This is a genomic window from uncultured Lactobacillus sp. (assembly GCF_902491705.1).
Classification (GTDB): Bacteria; Bacillota; Bacilli; order Lactobacillales; family Lactobacillaceae; genus Lactobacillus.
Genome location: NZ_CABUIW010000034.1, coordinates 1 through 22,815, shown reverse-complemented (window position 1 = coordinate 22,815; position 22,815 = coordinate 1). Strand labels below are relative to the sequence as shown.

Annotated in this window: 14 protein-coding genes and 1 pseudogene; 2 read left to right on the top strand and 13 right to left on the bottom strand. The window is 38.6% G+C overall.

Going from position 1 to position 22,815, the window contains the following annotated elements:
• Positions 1-141: 141 nt before the first annotated feature.
• The 3 genes from RDN22_RS07315 to RDN22_RS07305 are packed head-to-tail and all read right to left on the bottom strand — an operon-like array spanning position 142 to position 5,556.
• Entirely contained in the window at positions 142-2,373 is a 2,232-nt protein-coding gene (locus tag RDN22_RS07315; RefSeq protein ID WP_308557083.1) for a DEAD/DEAH box helicase, read from the bottom strand.
• A 12-nt stretch (positions 2,374-2,385) separates the two neighbouring features.
• Positions 2,386-3,711 (bottom strand): ATP-binding protein, encoded by a 1,326-nt coding sequence (locus RDN22_RS07310; RefSeq protein ID WP_308557081.1) that lies wholly within the window; start codon positions 3,709-3,711, stop codon positions 2,386-2,388.
• A gap of 3 nt (positions 3,712-3,714) precedes the next feature.
• On the bottom strand, positions 3,715-5,556 hold the full coding sequence (locus tag RDN22_RS07305) for a TerB N-terminal domain-containing protein (protein WP_308557079.1): 1,842 nt from the start codon (positions 5,554-5,556) through the stop codon (positions 3,715-3,717).
• A 216-nt stretch (positions 5,557-5,772) separates the two neighbouring features.
• Between RDN22_RS07305 and RDN22_RS07300 the strand changes: the two genes are divergently transcribed.
• Positions 5,773-7,431: a phosphoenolpyruvate carboxykinase (ATP) gene (locus RDN22_RS07300; RefSeq protein WP_308557078.1), complete on the top strand. Its 1,659-nt coding sequence runs from the start codon at positions 5,773-5,775 to the stop codon at positions 7,429-7,431.
• Positions 7,432-7,502: 71 nt separating this feature from the next.
• Here RDN22_RS07300 and RDN22_RS07295 read toward each other — a convergent pair whose 3' ends face one another.
• From RDN22_RS07295 to adhE, 10 genes and pseudogenes are all read right to left on the bottom strand, one after another.
• Positions 7,503-7,916, bottom strand: a complete 414-nt coding sequence (locus RDN22_RS07295; RefSeq protein WP_308557077.1) for an NUDIX domain-containing protein — start codon at positions 7,914-7,916, stop codon at positions 7,503-7,505.
• Positions 7,917-8,058: 142 nt separating this feature from the next.
• Positions 8,059-8,286, bottom strand: a complete 228-nt coding sequence (locus tag RDN22_RS07290) for a hypothetical protein (protein ID WP_308557075.1) — start codon at positions 8,284-8,286, stop codon at positions 8,059-8,061.
• Positions 8,287-8,372: 86 nt separating this feature from the next.
• A pseudogene (locus RDN22_RS07285) lies at positions 8,373-9,103 on the bottom strand (carboxymuconolactone decarboxylase family protein).
• A 101-nt stretch (positions 9,104-9,204) separates the two neighbouring features.
• Positions 9,205-10,398: an acetate kinase gene (locus RDN22_RS07280; protein ID WP_308557073.1), complete on the bottom strand. Its 1,194-nt coding sequence runs from the start codon at positions 10,396-10,398 to the stop codon at positions 9,205-9,207.
• A gap of 321 nt (positions 10,399-10,719) precedes the next feature.
• Complete coding sequence (locus RDN22_RS07275) at positions 10,720-11,889, bottom strand: mannitol-1-phosphate 5-dehydrogenase (protein ID WP_308557072.1); 1,170 nt, start codon at positions 11,887-11,889, stop codon at positions 10,720-10,722.
• Between the two features lie 3 nt (positions 11,890-11,892).
• Complete coding sequence (locus RDN22_RS07270; RefSeq protein WP_233994840.1) at positions 11,893-12,339, bottom strand: PTS sugar transporter subunit IIA; 447 nt, start codon at positions 12,337-12,339, stop codon at positions 11,893-11,895.
• A gap of 15 nt (positions 12,340-12,354) precedes the next feature.
• Complete coding sequence (locus RDN22_RS07265) at positions 12,355-14,136, bottom strand: PTS mannitol transporter subunit IICBA (RefSeq protein ID WP_308557069.1); 1,782 nt, start codon at positions 14,134-14,136, stop codon at positions 12,355-12,357.
• Between the two features lie 120 nt (positions 14,137-14,256).
• Positions 14,257-16,317, bottom strand: a complete 2,061-nt coding sequence (locus RDN22_RS07260; protein WP_308557068.1) for an HTH domain-containing protein — start codon at positions 16,315-16,317, stop codon at positions 14,257-14,259.
• A gap of 108 nt (positions 16,318-16,425) precedes the next feature.
• On the bottom strand, positions 16,426-18,237 hold the full coding sequence (gene glmS / locus RDN22_RS07255) for a glutamine--fructose-6-phosphate transaminase (isomerizing) (RefSeq protein ID WP_308557066.1): 1,812 nt from the start codon (positions 18,235-18,237) through the stop codon (positions 16,426-16,428).
• A 189-nt stretch (positions 18,238-18,426) separates the two neighbouring features.
• Complete coding sequence (gene adhE / locus RDN22_RS07250) at positions 18,427-21,057, bottom strand: bifunctional acetaldehyde-CoA/alcohol dehydrogenase (protein ID WP_308557065.1); 2,631 nt, start codon at positions 21,055-21,057, stop codon at positions 18,427-18,429.
• Positions 21,058-21,369: 312 nt separating this feature from the next.
• Between adhE and RDN22_RS07245 the strand changes: the two genes are divergently transcribed.
• Positions 21,370-22,743: an amino acid permease gene (locus tag RDN22_RS07245; protein WP_308557063.1), complete on the top strand. Its 1,374-nt coding sequence runs from the start codon at positions 21,370-21,372 to the stop codon at positions 22,741-22,743.
• Positions 22,744-22,815 lie beyond the last annotated feature (72 nt).

Below are 22,815 nucleotides of genomic sequence, written 5' to 3'. Positions count from 1 at the left end.
AAAGGTGAATAAAAGCATCGTCATGCTTCTATTCACCTTATACTTTAGGATGTTTAACAAAGTTCTAGCTTGTGCATCTTTTGAAACTGATTGATTAATTTTTAAAGCCATGTTTCTTTACTCTTTTCTTTTTTTATTCAATTATACCAAATTGTCTTTGACCATTTGCTCAACGCAGCGTTTCATTTCTTTGATATTCAAAATGCTGTAAGCAAACTCTTTTCTCAGCAATTCCTTAGGCAAATATTGGTCATACTTATCAATTCCAGGCACTTCATTTGGATATACCAGATCAAGTGGATCAAAATCTTTAGCTGCTTCTTCACCTATAATTCGCCAGAAATCATGCTCATCTGCATCCATAGCAAAGTACATAAAGTATGGCCGAGATGAGTTGAAGCCGCGAATGTTTAACTTTTCGCCACACTTAATTCTGATCAATCTCTCAAGTGCCAAAAATGCATACGTTCCAGTCCATGGGAAAAGGCACCACATGTTGCCGCCAAGTTTAATCAAGTTTTTCTTTGGCAATCCTGCTAAAGCCGCAGTGTCTCTTGCCTGAGTCAATCTCGCCTTACCGTTTTGCATTAAATATGGGTACATCGTTTTCTCTTCGAGTACCTTTTTCATTCTTTGCAAAATCTTAGGCTGAATATCGCCTGGTACATCCCCAAAGTAGGCAGGGATTCTCCCATCCACCTCATGGCAATATACTTGATGGTGCTTAATATCAACATCTTCGACTACCCAGACGCGGCCTGCAATCGCAATCTTATCTCCTACAGGAGGCGGCTTAACGATCGTACCTAATTCTTCACTGCCGGCATGAACACTGAATTCCTCATTTTCTTGGAAAACCGCGTAAAACTTAAAGTTATTCACAACTCTTTCACCGGCGAGTCCCACGATTAATCCACCATTTTCGGTCCATTCAATGTGACCTGTTTTAAGTAAATGCTTAAGTAAAACTCGATAGTCCTCCTGGCTTACGTTATGGAAATATGACAAGGTCAGCACTCTAGAAGCAAGCTCTGCCGGCGTCATTTCACCACTTGAAGCAAGCGTACTCATCGTTTGGTGGTAGAGCAAACTATATGGCAAACGATTAGGTTCAGGTGGCTCCACCCATTTTTCTTCTGCATAAAGCTGTACTAAGGCAATCCCTTGAAGCAATGGCCACGGAATCAGTTCTGGCAGCATTGCCCGTGATTCTGGGTGTTCTTCTCTCATCACAAAGTGCATCTCTGGCGGATTACCGCGCCGGCCCGTTCGACCCATTCTTTGCAAAAAACCAGACACCGTAAACGGCGCATCAATCTGAAAAGCAGACTCTAATTGACCAATATCTATTCCAAGCTCTAGCGTTGCTGTAGCACAGGTCGTCATGTAGACGTCGTCATCTTTCATTGCGGCTTCTGCCGTTTCACGCAAAGCTGGCGACAGATTACCATGGTGAATCATAAAGCGATCTGGTTCATGGTTATAAGCACAGTATGCTCTAAGTTCTTGACAAACAGCCTCACATTCTTCACGACTATTAGTGAAAACAAGGCACTTTTTACCGCGAGTATGTTCAAAAATATAGCCAATTCCAGGATCAGCTAACTCTGGCGCCTTATCAGTTTTTGGTTCAACTTGACTTGGATCAAAGTCTTTTGAACTTGCCTGTGGATCAGTTTTATAAAAGTGTTCCATTGAAAGATGCCAAATCTGCGGCTCATTCTGCACCTTTGGCGCTACTGTCTTTCTATTTGAACCCGCACCTAAGAATTTACTTGCATCTTCTAAATTACCAATGGTAGCAGAAAGACCAATACGTCTTGGATTAACGCCGGCAAGCTTGGACAAGCGCTCAATCAAACAAAAGGTTTGTCCACCGCGATCACTTCTTAAAAAGGAGTGCAATTCATCAACAACGATATATTTTAACCCGCCAAAAAGATGAGGAATGTCCATGTGCTTGTTGATCATGAAGCTTTCAAGCGACTCCGGCGTGATCTGCAAAATACCCGAAGGATGTTTAAGCATCTTGCGTTTTTGTGTTTGAGCAACATCCCCATGCCAGCGCCAAACTGGAATATCCACATCTGTGCATAAGTCCGTTAAGCGATCATATTGATCATTAATTAATGCTTTGAGCGGTGCAATATACAGTACTTTAACTGAATCTTCTGGTTCATCATAAATTTCTGACAAAATAGGAAAAAAGGCCGCTTCAGTTTTCCCGGAAGCCGTTGAAGCCGACAAAAGCACATTATGATCTGTGTTAAAAATTTCTTCGGCTGCCGCAACTTGAATCGGTCTTAAATTTTGCCAGCCGTGTTCATAGATATAGTCCTGAATAAATGGCGCATAATGTGAAAAAACGTCCATAAATAATTTCCTTTAAAGTTTAAATTCGGTATAATCCTTTTCCGCATTATCTGATACTGCTTCAGATTTAGTGTAGTTAAATTGATCTGAATTAAGCAGATCAGTAATCTTTTGATCAGGATTTTGCCAAACAATATCAAGCAGTTCAATAAAATCACGAATAATTTCACGTGGCGTAATGTTGGTATCTGCCCCAACGCGTGCATATTCGATCTTGATGAACTGGGCTAAATCTTCATCAGTAATTGTTCTCTCATAACCATACAAATTGGCATGCATATCAGCTAATTTTTCTGTTAAAACCAGCATTTCTTCTGCAGTTAATGGTTCAAGTTTAATCACAGGTGCATACATATCACGTGCGCCTTCTTGAGCAAATTTACCTGAAGCTAATCTACTTCTTAAGGCTTCATATGAATAAACTCCGCGGCGGCGATCTTCGACAGCTTGCGGCGTACCACACATGATGATCCCTAGATACTTAGCTTTCCCTTGAAGAGTGTCGTTATACATGGTCAAAATCTTTTCATAATTGTACTGACGACTAATTGCATTAGGAATTTTGTAGATGTTAACTAACTCGTCAATCATGATCATAAGACCAGCATAACCAGCTTGTCTGAAGAAGGTCGCAAACAGCTTTAGATATTCATACCAGTCGCTGTCAGAGATAATAATATCAACGCTCAGATCCTTTTTAGCTTCAGTTTTATGGCTATATTCTCCTCTAAACCACTTAACAACCTTGGCCTTAGTCTCATCATCGCCACTCATATAAGCGTGATAGTACATGTTGAGCAGCTTGGCAAAATCAAAACCGTGAACTAGCTCATTTAATGAAGAAATTACGCCATAAATCTTCTTATCTACTTCCTCTTCAAATTTAGGGTCATCGCTAGGAATGCCTTCACTGACTACCTTAGTTTGGACTGAATTAATCCAACGATCCAAGATTAAGGTTAAGGCACCGCCTTCTGGTCTAGTTTTAGTAGAAAGATTCTGAATTAATTCGCGATATGTGGCAAGACCTTGTCCCTTAGAACCTTGTAGACGTCGCTCTGGAGAAAGGTCGCCATCAACAACAACGAAGTTTTTATCCATTACATAGTTACGAATTGTTTGCAGCAAAAAACTTTTTCCTGAACCGTAACGTCCAACGATGAAACGAAAACTTGCTCCACCTTCTTGAATCACATCAACGTCGTGCAAGAGTGCTTCAATTTCGGCTTTACGGCCAACTGTAATATAAGGTAAGCCAATTCGCGGAACTACCCCACCTTTTAGCGAATTCAATACGGTTTGCGCAATTCTCTTAGGTACTTTTCTTTTTTGTGGCATCTTTTATCCCTTCAAAAACATATCCTTTAAATCTTCTTCATAGTCTTCAATAATTTGTGGCTGATCTTGATCATCAAACTCGATGACGCTATCGCCAAATTCATCAAAAAGTTTGTCATTAATACTGTCGGCCAGAATTGAAACCATTAAGTGCTTCTTTTTTACGTAATCTTGCCAAGGTTCATTTTTAAGCAAAGCTATAAGCAGAAACATTTCATCTGGATCTAGTCCATATTCATTGTTAGTTTTAACTTCTGTAGGTTTAGTTTCTGGCTTGGTTTCTTTTTGAATTTCTTCTTGCTCTAATTTTTTCTCTTCATCAGTTAATAGACTATCACGCGTAACCGATGCATTAGTACGAATTTGCTCGAGGTTAGAAAAGTCGATTTTGATTTGATTAATCTTGGCTTTTTCTTGCTCTTTTTGATAAACAGCAATCCCATTTTCGATTGCTTTAAGAACAGCTTGATCGATAAATCGTGGCTTAATTGGTCGACCTAGCTTTAACTTTTCACGTGCTATTCGATCTAATTCATGTAAAAAAGTGTTCAGATTAGTCTTCTGCTTTTTCACTGGTTTATCAAAATGAATCTGCCAATAAGCAGTGTCGCCAAGTGAAAAGACGTACTTTCTTGAAGCATCAATATTTTGAACTGGAAGTTTATTTTTCCGATTATAAAAAACACTGCCTAAAAATACGTCCTGCTTTTTGACTTCTTGTCTAGCTACAAACGCGCTGTAATAAGCAATGCCATATTTTTTAGCATTTAATAGTTCTTGCCACACGCTTTTTAAGATCTTGGCAAATTTTGCTTGGTTGTTTTGAATTACCTTTGAAGTATTCCAGTATGATGATTTCTGTGCAAAAACATCAGCTAGTTCTTCAGCGGAGTATTTTTCAGGATGACGCATAATTAAGTAGTCATGATCTTCTTTTATTTCAGATTCAAAGCACTGCTTAACTGCATCTTCTCCTAATTGATAGTACAAAACATAATCTTTTAGCCAATCATTTAAGTAAGGCTCAATCGTTAGATCATATTTTTCTACATAATTTTGCTTAAAATTCAGCAGCTTTTCATAGCCTTCTTCTGGATCCACCGTGGCATTATTCAACAATTCATAAATATAGATAAAGGCATAAGATGTACTAGTTTTCTGATATTCACCTTTTCTGAGTTTACTGCGCCAGGTGAAATAACTTCTCAGCTGTCCCACAGACATATCATGGTAAGTTGGATAAAACCTTTTAAAAGCAAAATACTCAGAATAATCATCTTCATAATCCGCCATAAAGCGCGCTTGAACATAAAAGTTCTTAGCTCTGCCTTTCTGCGGTAAAAGGCTATAGTCGTACATCTCAAGCATTTTATGGATCTTATCTGGAATATTTGATTTTGCTTGCTTTTTAACAAAATTTTTCCGTGGCTTAATCGGTTGCGCCTTGTATTTTTCTTCTACATCCTCAGGCGGAATATAAAAATATTGATCTTGGGCCACATTCACTTGCTTGCCGTTCATCGCAAGTTTAAATGCATAATCCAGTGCCTTTTTGATTGAACTGTCGTTATTAGCTCCTAAAATTGCACCTACCCAAGCTGAATCTTTAATTCGAACCGGATCAGTAAATCCAGGTAAATCACGAATGGTTCCTGCAAAGTCTCCGCACTTCAAATCGAGAACTGCCCTAGGTGCGTTATTTATTTTAATACGAGAAAGCATGGCAAAATAACCGCTATCTAATGGTGACATGAGCACATAAGTATCGGTTGATCCTGGAATAATTGGCTCAAATTTAAGACCATATTTTGCATAAACGTATTTAAATAGCTGATTTGAATCCATTTTGCCTTATCCTTTCGTACATGTGTTCTAATTATAACATCTATTTTTACGGTAGTCTGCTAGTAAATTTAGGCCGCATGTATATGTTTTTGTATTCCATAAAGCTTATATTTTTATATTTGTGTGGTTATGAACAAACTTTTATGTTAGTATAGGTGATGTAAGTTATTGAAAGCGTTTTAATTTATAGCTTCCTAGAGAGGAAAAAATCTTAATATGAGTACAAAAGAACGTTATTCTCAAGATGAACTTAGAAAAGCAAATCCTATGTTTAGCCGCACCCGCGCAACAATCGAGAGTGCATTTTATGGTAACAACGTACACGAAGTAACCAGTGTTGCTGAAGCTTACAATTTAGCTAAGAAGCAATCAGGCGTTATCGTTACTGACTTACCTATCCTTCACACCAAGGAATTAGGCTTACCATACGGCGCAACCCAATTGGTTTACAACCACGGTAAGATCTTAGGTAGAACTGCTAGTGCACGTCACTTCGTAGACAACCCTAATGAAGATGCCGAAGCCTTAAACGGTAATTTACGTGAAGATATTTACAAGGGTCATGAACAAAAGTACTTAAAGGCTACTGTTTTGGTAGGTCTTGACCCATCATTCACTGTTAAGGCTCACATCATGATGCCAGAAGATCAAGCCTTCAATTTACTTTCATACATTTTGAACTTCCACTTCTTTGACGAAGAAGCACAAAAGATGTACGAAAAATCTAAGTTCTACGATGAACCAGATATTTACTTCTACTTCGATCCAAATGTTCAAGATGAAGATTACCCTAAGGGCTTAGGTGTATTCGATGCTCCACATAACTGTGCTGCTGTATTTAACCTTCGCTACTTCGGTGAACTTAAGAAGGGTACCTTGACTTTAGCTTGGGCTATTGCTCACCGTCACGGCTACACTGCTTGTCACGGTGGTGAAAAGTCATTCCACTTCACTGACAAAGACGACAAGACCTTCGCATTCTACGGCTTGTCAGGTTCAGGTAAGTCAACTTTGACTCACGAAATGTACGATGGTAAATATGACATCACTGTTCTTCACGATGACGCATTCATCATTTCACGTGAAGATGGTTCATCAGTAGCTCTTGAGCCTTCATACTTCGACAAGACTCACGACTACCCAGCAGGTCACCACGAAACTAAGTACTACACCACTATTATGAACTGTGATGTAACTCTTGACGAAAACGGCAAGAAAGTTATTGTTACTGAAGACTTACGTAACAACAACGGTCGTGTTATTAAGACTCGTTACACTAGTCCTCACCGTGTAGACTTTGAAAAGTCACCAATCACTGCTTTGTTCTGGATCATGAAGGACGGTTCACTTCCTCCAATCATCAAGATCGATGACCCAGTTTTGGCAACTACTATGGGTTGTACTTTGGCAACCAAGAGAACTTCTGCAGAAAACTTGCCTAAGGGCTTTGACATGAACACCTTGGTTATCGAACCATTTGCAGACCCATTCCGTGCTTACCCAGTATCTGGTGACTACACAGACTTCAAGGAATTGTTCACTAAGCGTGGTGCTAGCTGCTACAGCTTGAACACTGATGCATTCATGGGCAAGGACATTCCAAAGGAAGTTACTAAGAAGTTAATCGAAGACTTGGCTAACGGCAACATTAAGGACAGCGACTTCAAGCCATTCGGTAACTTCAAGGGTGTATCATACTTACCAATTGATGGTTACGAAGTTCACCTTGATGACCCAGAATACCAAAAGACCTTGGCAAAGAGAATGCAAGATCGTTTGAACTGGCTCAACAAGTACGATGAAGAACACCCAGAAACTCCAATCCAAGATGAAGCTAAGAAGACTTTGGAAGCTATCATCAAAGAATTAAGCTAATTTTGAATATGAAGCATATATAAAAATTTCTTAATGACGAAAATACGAGAGCAATTAAGCTCTCGTATTTTTTATGCCTCAATATAATCTTGTGCCGCACTTAGCACATCCATTTTTCCGTGTTCTGTCAGATATTCTTTAGCTTCTTTTAGACTTACCCATTTATCTGCTAGAATCTCTTCTTTTTGTGTAGTTACCTCTTGTCCTGCAACATATTTAGCCAAGAAGAAAGTTACTGTCTTAGACTTATTTTTAGTTAATGCATATTGCGTTTTTTGGACAAAATTAAAGTCAAACTCTGGCTTTAAGCCAACCTCTTCTGCAACCTCACGTTTAGCTGCTTCTTGAGGCGTTTCATTGTTTTCAAGGTGTCCTTTAGGAAAGCCCCAGTTATGATTCACAATGCTTTGCACAATTAAATACTCTAGCTCTCCATTTGCACGTCTTCTATAAATAACTGCACCCGCAGAATGTTCCATAATCATAATATGTCACCAGACCTTTATTTAAGATTATTAAATATTTATTAATAAAGGTCAAGAAATTAGGATCAAAAAAATGACCAAATCATTTAGACTTGGTCACCTTATGTGCAGACGAAATTGGTCAATTATAGAATATTTTAAGTTACTTCTTTAAGTTCTTTTCGCAGTAATCCTTAATTTCATCATCGCTGGCTTTAAGGATCCATTCAACAGCTGCTTCGGTCTTCATAGTGTCACGGTCGTTAGCTTCCATTTCGTGATCCCAAATAGCGTCACGAATAGGCATTGAGTTACCCTTTGCCCAATCAAAAACTTGATCCATTTCACGATCAATCATAGCTGTTTGTTCAATTTCTTTTGCATCTGCCATAATAAAAGCTTCCTTTCTGATAACAATTATATTGTAGTTCCATTAGGCTCTACTTGTTAAACAAAAAGGCTTATTTTATTAATACTCTAATTTTTGCCGTTAACTGCTTCATCAGCTTGGTTAACGATTCTTACAGCGTTCAAACTTCTTGGGTAACCGATAAATGGAACATTTTGTTCAATGACTTTCATCAAGAATTCCTTGTCGTTACCGAGCTTAATGTTCGCTTGAGCGTGAGCTAAGAGTTGTGGCTCTACTCCGCCTTGAGCAGCCAAGTAACAGAAAGTAATCATTTCACGGTCGTTATCGTTTAAACCTTTTCTGGTGTAGTAATCACCAAAGCAGTTATCAACTAACCACTTGTTGATTGTGCTCTTTTAGAAAAGCCCTTCATTTGTGGTCCAAACAAGCGAATTTGAGTTTCTTCACCTTTTTCAAGACGATCTTCCATGGTAGTTGTTGCTTGGCCTTCAAGAGGCATTTCTACGCCACGAGCAGCTAATACATCATTAGTTGCCTTAAAGAATGGGAAGACTCTACCTAAGCCTAAGTAGTCAACAGCTTGGTACAAAACTTCTTTAGCTTCTACTGGACTTACGCCATTATCAAGGGCTACAGGAAGCATAACTTTGTATTCATCAATTCCTTGCATCCCCATTAAATAAGCCAAAGTAGAAAGCATCTTAGTTCTATCTGGCAAATCAACGTCTGCTTGAACTTCATCAAAAGCGAAGTGATTGATTCTTTCTAAAGCTTCAGGATCAGTTTTTTCTAATAAATTAGCATGTGCAGTTTGTGCATCTTTTTTAATTGACATGGTATTTTTCCTTTCTAAAACGTTTATCTTCATCTTCTATTTAAGACCCGTTTTACTTGAAAGAAAAATATTTAATTTTTATCCTTAGGAATAACTTGTACTTATGCTAAAACGGCACATTTAGTAAGACGCATAACGTCTCTTGCAATCATCAATTCTTCGTTGGTTGGTACAATCATAAATTGGATTGAAGAATCAGGTTTAGTGATAAACTTCTGACCATTAGTCTTGTTAGCTTCATCATCAGGCTTAACGCCCATGTACTTGAATGCATCCATAACTGCTTGACGCATGCCAACATCACCTTCACCAACACCAGCAGTAAAGACAATAGCGTCAGCACCGCCCATTTCAGCAATATATGCACCGATGTAGCGAACAATACGGTTAAGGAATATCTTACGTGCTAAGACTGCACGAGGAGCTTTATTGTACTTCAAATCGCGCATGTCTGATGAGATACCTGAGATACCTAATAAACCAGACCTTTTATTCAAAATATTGATCAATTCATCAATTGAAACGCCACTCTCGTGCATCAAATGCTGTAATAAGGATGGATCGATGTCGCCTGAGCGAGTACCCATCGTTACACCAGAAAGCGGACTGAAGCCCATTGAGGTGTCGTATGACTTACCATTTTTGACTGCAGTGATTGATGAACCTGATCCTAAGTGGCAGACGATTAACTTAAGGTCTTTAAGATCCTTGTGCATCATCTTAACAGCTTCTAGTGTTACATAGTGTACAGATGTGCCGTGAGCACCATATTTACGTGCACCGTACTTCTTGTAGTAGTCATAAGGAATTGAATATAAGTAATGCACTGGATCAAGCGTTTGATGGAATGAAGTATCAAACACGGCTACTTGTAGCACATTAGGCAAAACATGCATAAAGGCCTCAATTCCACGTGCTTCTGCTGGATTATGCAATGGGGCAAAAGTAGACAAGTCTTTGATCTTTTGCAAAACATCTTGGTCAACTACAGTAGAATCTTTGAAGTATTCACCGCCGCTGACTACACGATGACCTACGCCGACGATTTCATTTAAGTCATCAACTACGTGATACTTTTTCAAAGCTTTAAGTAATAAGTTAACTGCAGCTTCTTGATCAGGAATATCTACATGTTCGATATGTTCGTTGCCATTTTGCAATGCAATCTTGAAGCTAGCCTTTGGTAAGCCGACCCGATCAGCCATGCCATATGCAATTACCTTTTCATCAGGTAGAGAAAACAATTTGAATTTAAATGATGAACTACCCGAATTTATTGCCAGAACCTTTTTCATATAACTTCCCCCAATTTATTAGTTATATTTTTCACAAGTGAAATTTCACTTATTAGTATAGCTCTTTTGATCTCTATTTAAAATGTTTTTTCAAAAATTGTTATGTTTTATATTAACTAAAAATGTTGATATATCAGCGCTTTGCACTATATATGCACTTAAAGTGAGTTCATATTTTATATCTTTTTAATAAATATAAATTTATTGCCTGCTTTTTTAAATATTTCAAAAATTTAATCTAAATTGCTCAAATTGTAACAAGTGATGGCATAAAAACACCCCAAAGACCTATCGTCTTCGGGGTGAATTTAATTTAGGTTATTACTTCTTAGAATCTTTATCGGCAGCCTTGTATGATTCAACGATTTCTTCAACTAAATCTGGATCATCCTTTAAGCCAGTGGTTTCAACGATTACGTCTTTCAAGTCTTCGTCTTTAAGCATTTGCATCAACTTGACGCTTTCCTTGTCCTTTGGTTCGTCAAAGTGATAGATTCTACCAACAGTTTCCATCAATGCGCTGTAGTCTAATCCTCTTTCCTTCAATTCACGGATAGGACGAATGAATCTTTCGTTGTAGCCCAACTTACGGATAGGAGTTCTACCAACACGAGCAATGTCGTCTGAAATATATGGGTTTTGGAATCTGCTCAAGATCTTGTTGTGGTACTCTTCAAGACTTTCTTCAGTAAATTCCTTGTTCCACTTGTTGTAAAGAAGTGAACGGGTTTCGCTCAAAACTTTCTTAACTTGCTTCAATACAAATGGATCCTTGATGGCATCCCCAATAGTTGAGTAGCCAAGGCTCTTGCCAGTGTAAGCAACAGTTGCGTGACCAGTGTTTACTGAGAACAATTTTCTTTCAATGTAAGGTTCAAGGTCTGGAGCATAATCAACACCCTTTAACTTGATATCCTTGTTCTTCATTTGGCTTTCGTCAATTACCCATTCCTTGAAGTCTTCAACTGAAACAAACAATGGATCATCGTTGTGTTGAATAGGAACAATTCTATCTACAGCTGCGTTAGGGAAGCCGATGTATTTGTCAATTTCTGGCTTTACATCGTCATCTAAGTGCTTGTAAACTTCTTCCTTCAAGTGTTCTGAACCACCGATCATGTTTTCACATGCGATAACGTCAAGTGGCTTAGTGTTACCTGATTGTACTCTTGCAGTTAAGCCTTTAGCAATAAGTGGAGCAATGATGGTCAAAATCTTAGGACCAATAGCGGTAGTTACCATGTCAGTAGTCTTAATTGCTTCAACTACCTTGTCTGGATCCTTAGCGTTGTTAATACCATCTACATTTGAAACATGGATTCTCTTCTTACCAGGTGCGGCAAGTTCAATGTCATATTCACCGCGCTTGTTCAATTCATCGATAATTGTTTCGTTAACATCAACGAAGTCGATGCCAAAACCGTTATCTGCTAAAGTTTCACCAATAAATCCACGACCAATGTTACCTGCACCAAAATGTACTGCTCTCATTTTTTAATCTCCTACGTTCTTTAATAAATCAATAATTTCTTGTGGTGATTGTGCGTCAGCTAATTTTGCAACGTTGGAAACGTCACTACAGAAAATAGCAATCTGTGACAAAATGTTTAAGTGTTCGTTGTTTAATCCGGCGATCCCGAAGACAACCGTTACTAGTTGTTCTGTGTCATCATCTGGATTACTAAAATCAACGCCCATTGGAATTTGAACTACTGAAATTCCTGTTTTCTTAATATGCTTTTTTCCTTCGTCAGTTCCGTGAGGGATGGCGATGAAATTGCCCATGTAAGTTGATACGTCGTTGTTACGTGCGATCATTGAATCAATATATTCTGGATCTACGCATCCTCCGTCAACTAACAGTTGACCGGCCATTCTAATTGCCTGATCTCGTGTTGGGACATCTTGATTAAGTTTAATCATCTTAGTCTCTAGTTTCATTTAGCTCATCCCTTTCTAATGTAATTCTTTAATAGCTTCAGCTAACTTCTTATCTTTAAGCAAGTCGTTAACTACTAAGGTTTGAATGTTGCTGTATCTTACGGCTAAGTTCTTATTAGCTGCTGGAGTTACGATTACTAAGTGACTATCATCATCATCAAGTTCATTGATTCTGACAGCCTTAACTGGAGTAGTCTTACCAGCCTTCTTCATTGCGTCACTGAACAAACTAGTTGCCATTGTTGCGGTACCAATATGTTGGTCGTGACGGATGAAGTCTACTTCTTTAACTTTACTGAAGTCGATTCCTTCAATTGAACCTGGCTTCTTTTCTTCTGCTTTAGGTTCTGGTTTATCTTCAACTTGAGTCAAAGCCTTGAAGCTAGCTACAATTGTGTCATATTTAGGACTGCTCAAGAAATTGCCAACTGAAACGTGCATAGCATTTGGAGTCTTTTGCAAAGCTCTATCAGCTAATTCTTCCTGAGTGATGACTAACAAGCCATCTTCATCTTTCAAGTTTCTAACAGCTGTGTTAGTTACTGGTAATTTAATGCCGGCCTTCTTGAATTTATCACGAAGAAGTGAGGCACCCATTGCGGATGATCCCATACCAGCGTCACAAGCAAAGATAACTTTCTTAACGTTTGCGTATGATTTAACTGATTCATGAGCATCTTCAGCTTCTGGCATTTGTTGACCCTTTGATTCAGCCTTCATTGCTTGCATTTGAGCTTGCTTAGCTTCAAGGTCGTCGCCAATAGACTTATCGTTTTTAAGGATAACTGCAGCGATTAAGAATGAAACAACTGCAGCACCAAGCACACCAATAATATTGCCAACATATGCATCTTTAGCAGATACAATCAAAATAGCTAAGATTGAACCAGGTGAAGCTGCAGCTCTCAAACCACCACCAAGGAGTGTGAATAAGAAAGTACCAGTAACACCACCGCCGATAGCGGCAAGGATTAATGATGGCTTCATCAATACGTATGGGAAGTAAATTTCGTGAACACCACCGAAGAATTCGATGATTGCGGCACCAGGAGCTGAACTCTTAGATCTACCTTTACCGAATAACCAGAAGGCAATCAAGATACCAAGACCTGGACCTGGGTTTGATTCCATTAAGAACAATACTGACTTACCTGCTTGAGCAGCTTGTTGAATACCAAGTGGAACCAAGATACCATTACCAATAGCGTTGTTTAAGAACAATACCTTGGCTGGTTCAATAATGATGTTAGCAAGTGGTAATAAGTGAACCTTGATGATTGCATTTACACCAGCACTTGCCCATTGGCTTCCCACGGCCATTACAGGTCCAATGATAAAGTAGGCAAAGATCGCAGCGATCATACCTAAGATACCAAGTGAGAAGTTGTTATAAATCATTTCAAAACCAGATTTGATTTTGTCTTGAAATGCTTGGTCGATCTTCTTTAATACCCATGCACTAAGTGGGCCCATGATCATGGCACCTAAGAACATTGGTTGTGTAGTACCAACGATAACACCGAGTGTACCAATTGCACCGGCAACAGCACCACGTTCATCATCAACCATGCGACCACCTGTATAACCAATTAAAAGTGGTAACAGGTATCTAAGCATTGGTTGAACTAAGTTATTAATATTCTTGTTTGGGAACCAACCATTTGGCCACATGAAGAATGCGGCGGTTAAACCCCAAGCGATAATGGCTCCGATATTCGGCATAATCATACCGGATAAAGCAGTACCAAATTTTTGAACCTTCACTTTAACTGAAGATTGTTTTTTTGCTTGTGCCATTTTTTCTTCCCCTCTCTACAACTTACATTTTTATCCTAAGTCAATCGGTAAGCGTTTACAATGACACAAAAATAGAACTCTGGCACAAAACTGTGCCAGAGTCTGAGATTGCTTATTCTATTAGGCTTTTAGGCCCTTACCAGAAGTAAGCCCTTTCTTGATTTCAGTTAAAAATAGATCTGCAATGGCATCTTTTATTTGTTCTTGTGTGCCATTGGTGAATAAATTCAGGTTGCTGTCACTCATGATAATCATGCTTGAAACCATACTAAGTAATTGTTGCTCTGAAGTAGTTAGATTATCTGGTGCCAGCATCAAGAGCACTCTTTTAACTTGGATCGTATTGTGATCCATTGATAAAAGTGAAATTTCATTGTCTAGATCAAACATAGTGAATGAACAACGTGTAATTTCTGGGCTTCTTGTGTGCAATAAGGCAATGTGACTGTTAGGAATACCAACTGGTGCCATTCTTACTCTTTTAAGCAAATTTTTGGCTACCGGCATCTGCTTATGAATCAAAGTTGGATCCGAATGGGCCAAACATTCTTGAATTACCGCAATTAGGTCCCGTGAATTATATTCTAGACGCTGGATTGCGATGCCATTAACTAATTCTGAACAAAACAGAGTACTAATCGACAATCTAGATAGACTAGCTGCCGAATCCTTGTGGCTTTCAATTACGGGATGCGGCGCTTCAAGCGGGTACTTTTGCTCATAATCTTGCAAATAATTCTTGATGCGTTCAATTTCGTTTTCTAATAAAAGCGGGCTGACTAATTGATAATCCCTTGAAAAACCTTTTAATTTCAAAGTTGAAAAGATCAAGTTGTAATTTGATAAATCGATTTGATTTAGCGTTGAAACACGGCTAACTTTAATCTGCTTGATTTCAGGAAATTCTTTTTTCAATCGTGCACTCAAAATAGCTGAAGTCCCAATCCCATTTTCACAAATAACTAGCGCCGATAAATTACGGTTATTGTTTTGATTAGTATATTCATTAGCAAAATACAGCAAAATCAGTTGCAGTTCTGAATCTGTTAAATGGTTGTCGGGGAAATAAACGTGCCAATATCTTTGAATAGCCGCATACAACTTATCAAACTTGCGACTAAGCCCTGCCAAGATTTCAATTGGCGTATCTGGCAAAAGTGCCACACGGTGTTGAAACAAGCTAATAATGTGCTTAGTCAACTTAGTCATAAAGTTAGGATCGCGCTTAAAATTCCATTTCACTTCTTCAGATACTGCTTGAACAAAGTCTTTCACTTTAACAGAGATCTCTAATTCACGATTGTTGTAAGTAAGATACGTGTTGTGATAGTCACAATCTAACAATCTATTAGCCAAATATGAGACATCGTTTTGATCAACTTGAATTCTATTTTTTTCTGCAAACAAAGCCATGAATCGATAAACATAGCCTTGATACTTAAGTGAATCTTCTGCTGGCTGAATAAAGTCCAACTTGCATCCCGCTATAGTCCGCTTCAACGTAGTCGCAAAGATCAAAATTAGCTCAATCATCTTCTGATCAGTATCAAGTTTTACCTGGTCAAAAACACTCTCTTTTAAGCACGAATCCACAGTTAGCAGCAATTTTTTATCCATAATCGTTAAAAATGGATCATTGCTCTTTATGTCATTATGTAAGTACTTGAAAAAGTCATACTCATTGATTTCATTGAGCATAATATCCACAAAGACCTGCCGGCGCAATTTCTCAGGTGCTTCAACTAAGATTCCCACACCCTTTTTGCGTACTAACTTGATGTGATAGCGATTCAGCGACTGCTCTACTGAATTCAAATCGTTCTGAATCGTTGCCTCACTTACGTTCAAATCTAGCGCAAACTGGATAATCTTGCAGGGCTCAGTACTAATTAAAAGCGTAGCCGCAATCGCCTTTTTTCTTTTATCAATCGACATCACTGATTGACTATGCGACGAACGCATCATCTGCTTAACTTCTTGCAGTTCCTTGCTATCACCTGACAGGAAGTATTTTCCCTTTTGATTCACAATTTCTAAGTTATTGTTCTTCAAATCGCCGAATTCGCGATAAACAGTTCGCCGACTAATGCCAAGACTTTCTTCAATTTGTTTGATAGTTACGCCAGTTTGATTTTCAAGTAAAATTTGCAGAATCTTCTTCTGTCTCTGCGTTAAAAACATCCTATCGCCTTTTATTCCACTATAATTTTTATCTAAACAAATTATACTTGAAGACAAAAAAAGAAGACAGACCTCAATCTGCCTTCTAAAAATTATTTGTTTTATTGATTATTCAACAGTTACACTCTTAGCCAAGTTACGTGGCTTATCAACATCTAAGCCCTTGTCCTTTGAAGCGTAGTATGCAAGAAGTTGAGTTGGAACAACAGTCAAAAGTGCTGACATGTAGTAGTTAATTTCTGGCAAAACAATGTTGTCATCATCGTTAGCAAATTCTTTACCAACGATAGTGATGATGCTTGCGCCACGAGAAACAACTTCTTGGATGTTACCACGAGTAAGGTCAGCAGTAACTGGGTCGTTAATCAAAGCAATAACTGGAGTACCCTTTTCAATTAATGAAATAGTACCGTGCTTAAGTTCGGCTGCAGCAAAACCTTCAGTTTGGATGTATGAAACTTCCTTCAACTTCAAGGCACCTTCAAGAGCAACAGCGTGATCGATACCACGACCAATGTAGAATGCGTTTCTTGATGGAACTAAGTACTTCTTAGCAAGCTTTTCAAGCTTTTCCTTACCATCAACGATTTGTTGGATACCTTCAGCAGCAATTGCTAAGTCGTGTTGTAAGTTCCAGTCCTTAGCTTCCTTAACGCCTAACTTTTCACCCAAAGCCTTTGCAAGTACAGCTTGTAAAGCAACTTGAGCAGTGTAAGCCTTAGTTGAAGCAACGGCAATTTCAGGACCTGCACCTAAAAGCATAGTGTAGTTTGCTTCACGAGAAAGGGTTGAACCTTCAACGTTAGTCATAGTCAAACTTGGAATACCACGCTTGTTAGCTTCCTTCAAAACAACACGTGAGTCAGCAGTTTCACCTGATTGAGTAAGGAAGATGAAGAATGGGTGCTTGCTCATCATTGGGAAGTGATAACCAGCTTCTGAAGCATAACCAACTTCAGTAGGAATACCAGTGTAGTGTTCAAAAATAGACTTACCAACAAGACCTGCGTGGTAACTAGTACCTGCAGCGAAGATGTAAAGACGGTCAGCCTTTGAAACAGCATCAACGATATCTTGGTCAACCTTTGGTTCACCATTTTCGTCTAAGTAGTTTTGTGAAATGTGACGCATAACGCCAGGTTGTTCATCGATTTCCTTTAACATGTAGAATTCGTAAGCACCCTTTGAAGCTGCGTTTGGATCGATGTTCAAAACGTGTGGTTCACGGTCAACTTTCTTGCCGTCAATAGTTTCAATAGTGTATGAATCCTTAGTAATGTCACCAACGTCACCATCTTGTAAGTCAACGAAGGTCTTAGTTTGATCAAGAACTGAAATAGCATCTGAAGCAATGATGTTAAAGCCATCACCAATACCAAGCATCATTGGTGACTTGTTCTTAGCGATAAATACGTGATCTGGTTCAGTGTTATCAATTAATAAGAATGCGTATGAACCCTTAACAAGCTTCAAAGCTTCCTTGAATGCTGAGAAAGCATCTAAGTTCTTGTCACGAGCGATCTTGCTGATCAATTGAACAACTACTTCAGTATCAGTGTCTGAGTGGAACTTAACACCTTGTAAGTACTTTTCCTTTAATTCAGCATAGTTTTCGATAACACCATTGTGAACTAAGTAGAAGCGCTTAGTTTCATCGTAATGTGGGTGAGCATTTTCAACAGTTGGCTTGCCGTGAGTTGCCCAACGGGTATGACCAATACCAACTAGTCCTTCTTCATCTGGAGTTAACTTTTCCTTCAAGTTTGAAATACGGCCGACAGCTTTGGTCAAGTATTCATGACCATTTAAATCATTTAAGTAAATACCAGCTGAGTCATAGCCACGGTATTCCAAATTAGTTAATCCACTTAAAATAATATCTTTTGCAGGCTTACCTACAACTCCTACAATTCCGCACATATTTTTCTCCTTTGGTCTAGTTCAATAATTATCTAATGGACTAGTTCATATTTATTGTTACAAGTGCAATAATAAACTTTTTTAGCAAAGTGGTCAAGCGATAAATTCGAGAATTGGTATAATATTTTTTGAGGTAAAAAAATAGCTATCAGTTTATATAGCTGATAGCTATTTTGATTATTCTAGTAGTTATTTATCGCTGTTTGAAATACCTTTACCTTCGTAGCAGTCTTTCATAAGTTCAACGATTTGTGAGATAAGTGGAGCTGATGGGTTAGTTACAGTGTTTTGGTCACCGTAAGCTTCAACAGCCATTTCATCAACCTTCTTATCGAATTCAGCCTTGTCAACACCGTAGTCTTTGTAAGCCATCTTGATGCCAACTGAGTGAGCCAAATCAATAATCTTTTGAACAAGTTTTTCAATTAATTCATCATCGCTTGAACCAGTCAAACCAATAGCTCTAGCAATGTCAGCGTAGTCACTCTTAGCACGATATACTGAGTAGTGAGGCCACATAGCAAGCTTTACAGGACGCTTTGAGTTGAAGCGAATAACTTGTGGCAAAGCAATTGCGTCACTTACACCACTTGGAATATCGAAGGTAGAACCAACAGTGTGAGCGATTGAGTGTTCAAGGCCAAGGAATGCGTTTGAGTATGCCATACCTGCAATAGTAGCAGCATCATGCATTTGCTTTCTTGCATCGAGGTTGCCATCGTATGAAGCTTCTAAGTTAGCAAAGATTGTCTTAATAGCTTCAAGTGACCAACCACGAGTGAAGTCAGTAGCCATAGTTGAAACATAACTTTCAATAGCGTGACCTAAAGCTTCAAAGCCTGACCAAGCAATTAAACGCTTTGGTAAAGTTTGAACAAATTGGTCATCAACGATTGAAACATCTGGAGTTAAAGCGTAGTCACATAAAGTGTGCTTAATACCAGTCTTAGCATCGCTAATGATTGCGATTGGTGAAACTTCTGAACCAGTACCTGAAGTAGTTGGGATACATACAAGTTGAACGCCGTTAATCTTTGGGAAGCGAACTACTCTTTTTCTGATATCCAAAAACTTTTGGTAAGCTTCTTCAAAACTCATTTCTGGGTTTTCGTAGAATAAACGCATTGCCTTAGCAGCGTCCATTACTGAACCACCACCGATAGCAATAACTACATCTGGCTTGAAGATGTTCATTCTGTGAACACCATCTTTAATTACGTCAGTGTTAGGATCAAGAGTTACAGCCTTGAATACTTCGTATTCCTTTTGACCGCGACGCTTAGAAATAATGTCAGTAATTTCATCAGCAAAGCCTTGGTCAGCAACACCTTCATCAGTAACGATGAAGAAACGGTTAACGTTTGGCATGTGACGCAAGTAGTTTGCTGCGTTGTGTTCGAAGTAGGTCTTAGAAGGGACCTTTACCCATTGCATGTTGTCACGGCGCATAGCAACAGTTTTAATGTTAAGCAAGTCTCTAGCACCAATGTTGTGTGAGAAGGTGTTAGCACCGTAAGAACCAGTACCTAAAGTAAGTGATGGCAACATGTTGTTGTAAAGGTCACCAATACCACCAAGAGCAGCTGGTGAGTTTACAAGGATACGGCAAGCATCCATCTTCATTGCGAATTCATCGATAACTTTCTTATCGCTTGAGTGAAGACCAGCGGTGTGACCACGACCACCGTAATCAAGAAGTTCAGAACAAATTCTGAATGCATCGTCATGGTTCTTAGCACGGTACAAAGTGAAGACAGGTGAAAGCTTTTCAGCTGAAAGTGGGAATTTTCTACCAACACCGTTATATTCAGCAACGATTACCTTAGTAGTCTTTGGAACGCTAACGCCACAAAGCTTAGCAATTTCATAAGCTGACTTACCAGCTACAGGACCTGCAACAGTACCACGTCTTGGGTCGATAAAGTGTTCTTCGAATTTCTTAATTTCTTCTTTGTTTAAGAAGTAGCATCCCCACTTCTTAAATTCTTCCTTAACCTTGTCGTAAATTTCGTCATCTACAACAACTGAGTTTTCAGAAGCACAAACCATACCATTATCAAAGTTCTTTGATAAAACAATGTCGTAAACAGCACGGTCAATGTTAGCTGTCTTTTCAATGTAAGATGGACCGTTACCAGGACCAACACCGATAGCTGGCTTACCTGATGAATATGCAGCCTTAACCATGCCGGGACCACCAGTAGCCAAAATAGTTTGAACACCTGGGTTGTTCATCAAATCAGTGGTTGCATCCAAACTTGGTTCTTCAATCCATTGAATTGCATCTTTTGGAGCACCAGCAGCAACAGCGGCAGCTTGAATAATCTTACCAGTTTCTACACAACACTTTTGTGCTTGTGGGTGGAAACCGAAGATGATTGTGTTTCTTGTCTTTAAAGCAAGCATAGCTTTGAAGATAACTGTTGAAGTTGGGTTAGTTACTGGAGTAACACCTGCAATAACACCTTTAGGTTCAGCAATCTTAGTTAAACCAAGTTCTTTATCTTCTTCAATAACACCAACAGTTTTTTCGTGACGTAAACTGTTCCAGATGTTTTCACTAGCGTACATGTTCTTGGTAGTCTTGTCTTCTACCACACCACGCTTAGTTTCTTCAACAGCCATTTTAGCTAATGGGTAAGCATTTTGTTCACCTGCAGTAGCAACTGCTTCACAGATCTTATCAACTTGTTCTTGTGTGAAGTTGGCCATTTGATCTAAAGCGACATGTGACTTTTTTACTAAATTGTCTACCATGTCGTAGATTTGCTTTTTCTTTTCTTCCTCTGTAAGAGTCTCTTTTTGTTGTGTCTTAGCCATATGTTTATTACCTCTAAGATCTACTAATTCTTGTGAACTAATTTACAATTTCAACTATAGCACAATAAGTTGAAATGTAAATGTGCTAATTCCGGACATTATCTAGTGAGCAAACATTTTGATAGGCTTGTATTTTTGCTACAGCAGAAATGAAAGCGGTTGCTAAATTATTTGTTTGTGAATTAACAAACTTTTTAAAAAGGCCGATTTTCTATAGTATTTCTAAAAATTATCAGCTTTGTATGGTGCAACGCCTTGGGAATGATAAAATATTAAGTATATATGAAAAAATTGAAAACATGGAGGACTTATATGAGTGACAAAAAATCGCAAACCGATTCCGGCTATAAAAGAACCCTAAGCAATGCGCACATTCAATTAATTGCTTTAGGCGGGACAATTGGAACCGGACTTTTCTTAGGGGTTGGTGATAGTATTCACCGCGCCGGTCCTAGCGTCATTTTGATTTACATCATTGTTGGTGTTTTTCTATTTCTATTAATGCGGGCGCTGGGCGAACTTATCATGTCCGATTTGCACAAGCACACCTATATTGATTTTATTGAGCAATACCTTGGTAAAAACATCGGCTTTATCACTGGCTATTTATACTGGATCAGTTGGATTACCTTAGGAATGGCAGAAACAACTGCTTTAGGAATCTATTTCAAATACTGGTTTCCAACTCTGAAGCCATGGATACCCGGAATTATTACGATTGTCGTTTTACTGCTAATCAACTTAATCTCAGCTCGAGTTTTTGGTAATCTAGAATTCAGTTTTGCCATTATTAAAATTGTCACAATTGTGGCCTTTGTCTTGTTGATTTTGTACTTATTAGTCACAGGCGGTAAGACAACTTTTGGCCCTGTTTCATTTGAGAACTTAAATGATCATGGTGGTTTCTTTGCAAGAGGCACTAAAGGATTTTTACAAGGATTCCAAATGGTTATCTTCAGTTTCATCGGTGTTGAATTAATTGGTTTAACCGCAGCTGAAGCACAAGATCCAAAAAACACTTTAAAGCGTGCCATTAATCAATTACCAGTTCGAATCATTTTATTCTACGTAATGGCAATTTTAGGAATCTTGCTAGTAATTCCTTGGTCAAAAGTTTCAACTTCTTCTAGCCCATTTGTTCAAGCACTTGGAGCTACAGGAATCAGAAATGCTAGTTCGATCATCAACTTCGTTGTAATCTCGGCAGCTGTTTCATCAACTAACAGTTTCTTATATAGTGCTGGACGACTTCTCTTCTCCGTTACCTTTGATGGTAAGGGTAAGTGGAACCAGACTTTTGGTCACTTATCTAGACGCCAATTACCACAAAATGCCTTAATCTTGTCAGCATTATTAATGGCCTGCTCACCACTAATTACTGCAATCATTGGCGATCAAGCCTTTAACTTCATTTCATCAACTTCAACAAGTATGTTCTTGATCATTTGGTGCTTAATGGTCTTGACCCACATTACTTACAGAAGGAAAACACCTGAAAATGAATTAAACGACTTTAAGATGCCAGGCTTCCCTTACATAGATTATTTGATTTTATTATTCTTTGTTTTAATGATTATCTTGCTTTTAATCTTGCCAAGTTACCGCATCCCAATGATTTCAGCAATCGTTACATTCATCATCTTATATGCAATCTCCAAAATTTGGAGTGACAAAAAGACAGTATAGAAAAACCGCGACAGTTGTGTGGTGACCCTCGAAATTCGGACATGAATTTCGGGGGTTTTATTATGGCTAAAT

Bases quoted from the DNA above. Each gene is read 5' to 3' on its own strand.
- RDN22_RS07275 (WP_308557072.1), bottom strand. From the start codon at position 11,889: ATGAGAGCAGTACATTTTGGTGCAGGTAACATTGGTCGTGGATTTATT.
- RDN22_RS07295 (WP_308557077.1), bottom strand. From the start codon at position 7,916: ATGATTATGGAACATTCTGCGGGTGCAGTTATTTATAGAAGACGTGCA.
- RDN22_RS07280 (WP_308557073.1), bottom strand. From the start codon at position 10,398: ATGAAAAAGGTTCTGGCAATAAATTCGGGTAGTTCATCATTTAAATTC.
- RDN22_RS07310 (WP_308557081.1), bottom strand. From the start codon at position 3,711: ATGCCACAAAAAAGAAAAGTACCTAAGAGAATTGCGCAAACCGTATTG.
- RDN22_RS07305 (WP_308557079.1), bottom strand. From the start codon at position 5,556: ATGGATTCAAATCAGCTATTTAAATACGTTTATGCAAAATATGGTCTT.
- adhE (WP_308557065.1), bottom strand. From the start codon at position 21,057: ATGGCTAAGACACAACAAAAAGAGACTCTTACAGAGGAAGAAAAGAAA.
- RDN22_RS07245 (WP_308557063.1), top strand. From the start codon at position 21,370: ATGAGTGACAAAAAATCGCAAACCGATTCCGGCTATAAAAGAACCCTA.
- RDN22_RS07265 (WP_308557069.1), bottom strand. From the start codon at position 14,136: ATGGCACAAGCAAAAAAACAATCTTCAGTTAAAGTGAAGGTTCAAAAA.
- RDN22_RS07315 (WP_308557083.1), bottom strand. From the start codon at position 2,373: ATGGACGTTTTTTCACATTATGCGCCATTTATTCAGGACTATATCTAT.
- RDN22_RS07270 (WP_233994840.1), bottom strand. From the start codon at position 12,339: ATGAAACTAGAGACTAAGATGATTAAACTTAATCAAGATGTCCCAACA.
- glmS (WP_308557066.1), bottom strand. From the start codon at position 18,237: ATGTGCGGAATTGTAGGAGTTGTAGGTAAGCCTGCAAAAGATATTATT.
- RDN22_RS07260 (WP_308557068.1), bottom strand. From the start codon at position 16,317: ATGTTTTTAACGCAGAGACAGAAGAAGATTCTGCAAATTTTACTTGAA.
- RDN22_RS07300 (WP_308557078.1), top strand. From the start codon at position 5,773: ATGAGTACAAAAGAACGTTATTCTCAAGATGAACTTAGAAAAGCAAAT.
- RDN22_RS07290 (WP_308557075.1), bottom strand. From the start codon at position 8,286: ATGGCAGATGCAAAAGAAATTGAACAAACAGCTATGATTGATCGTGAA.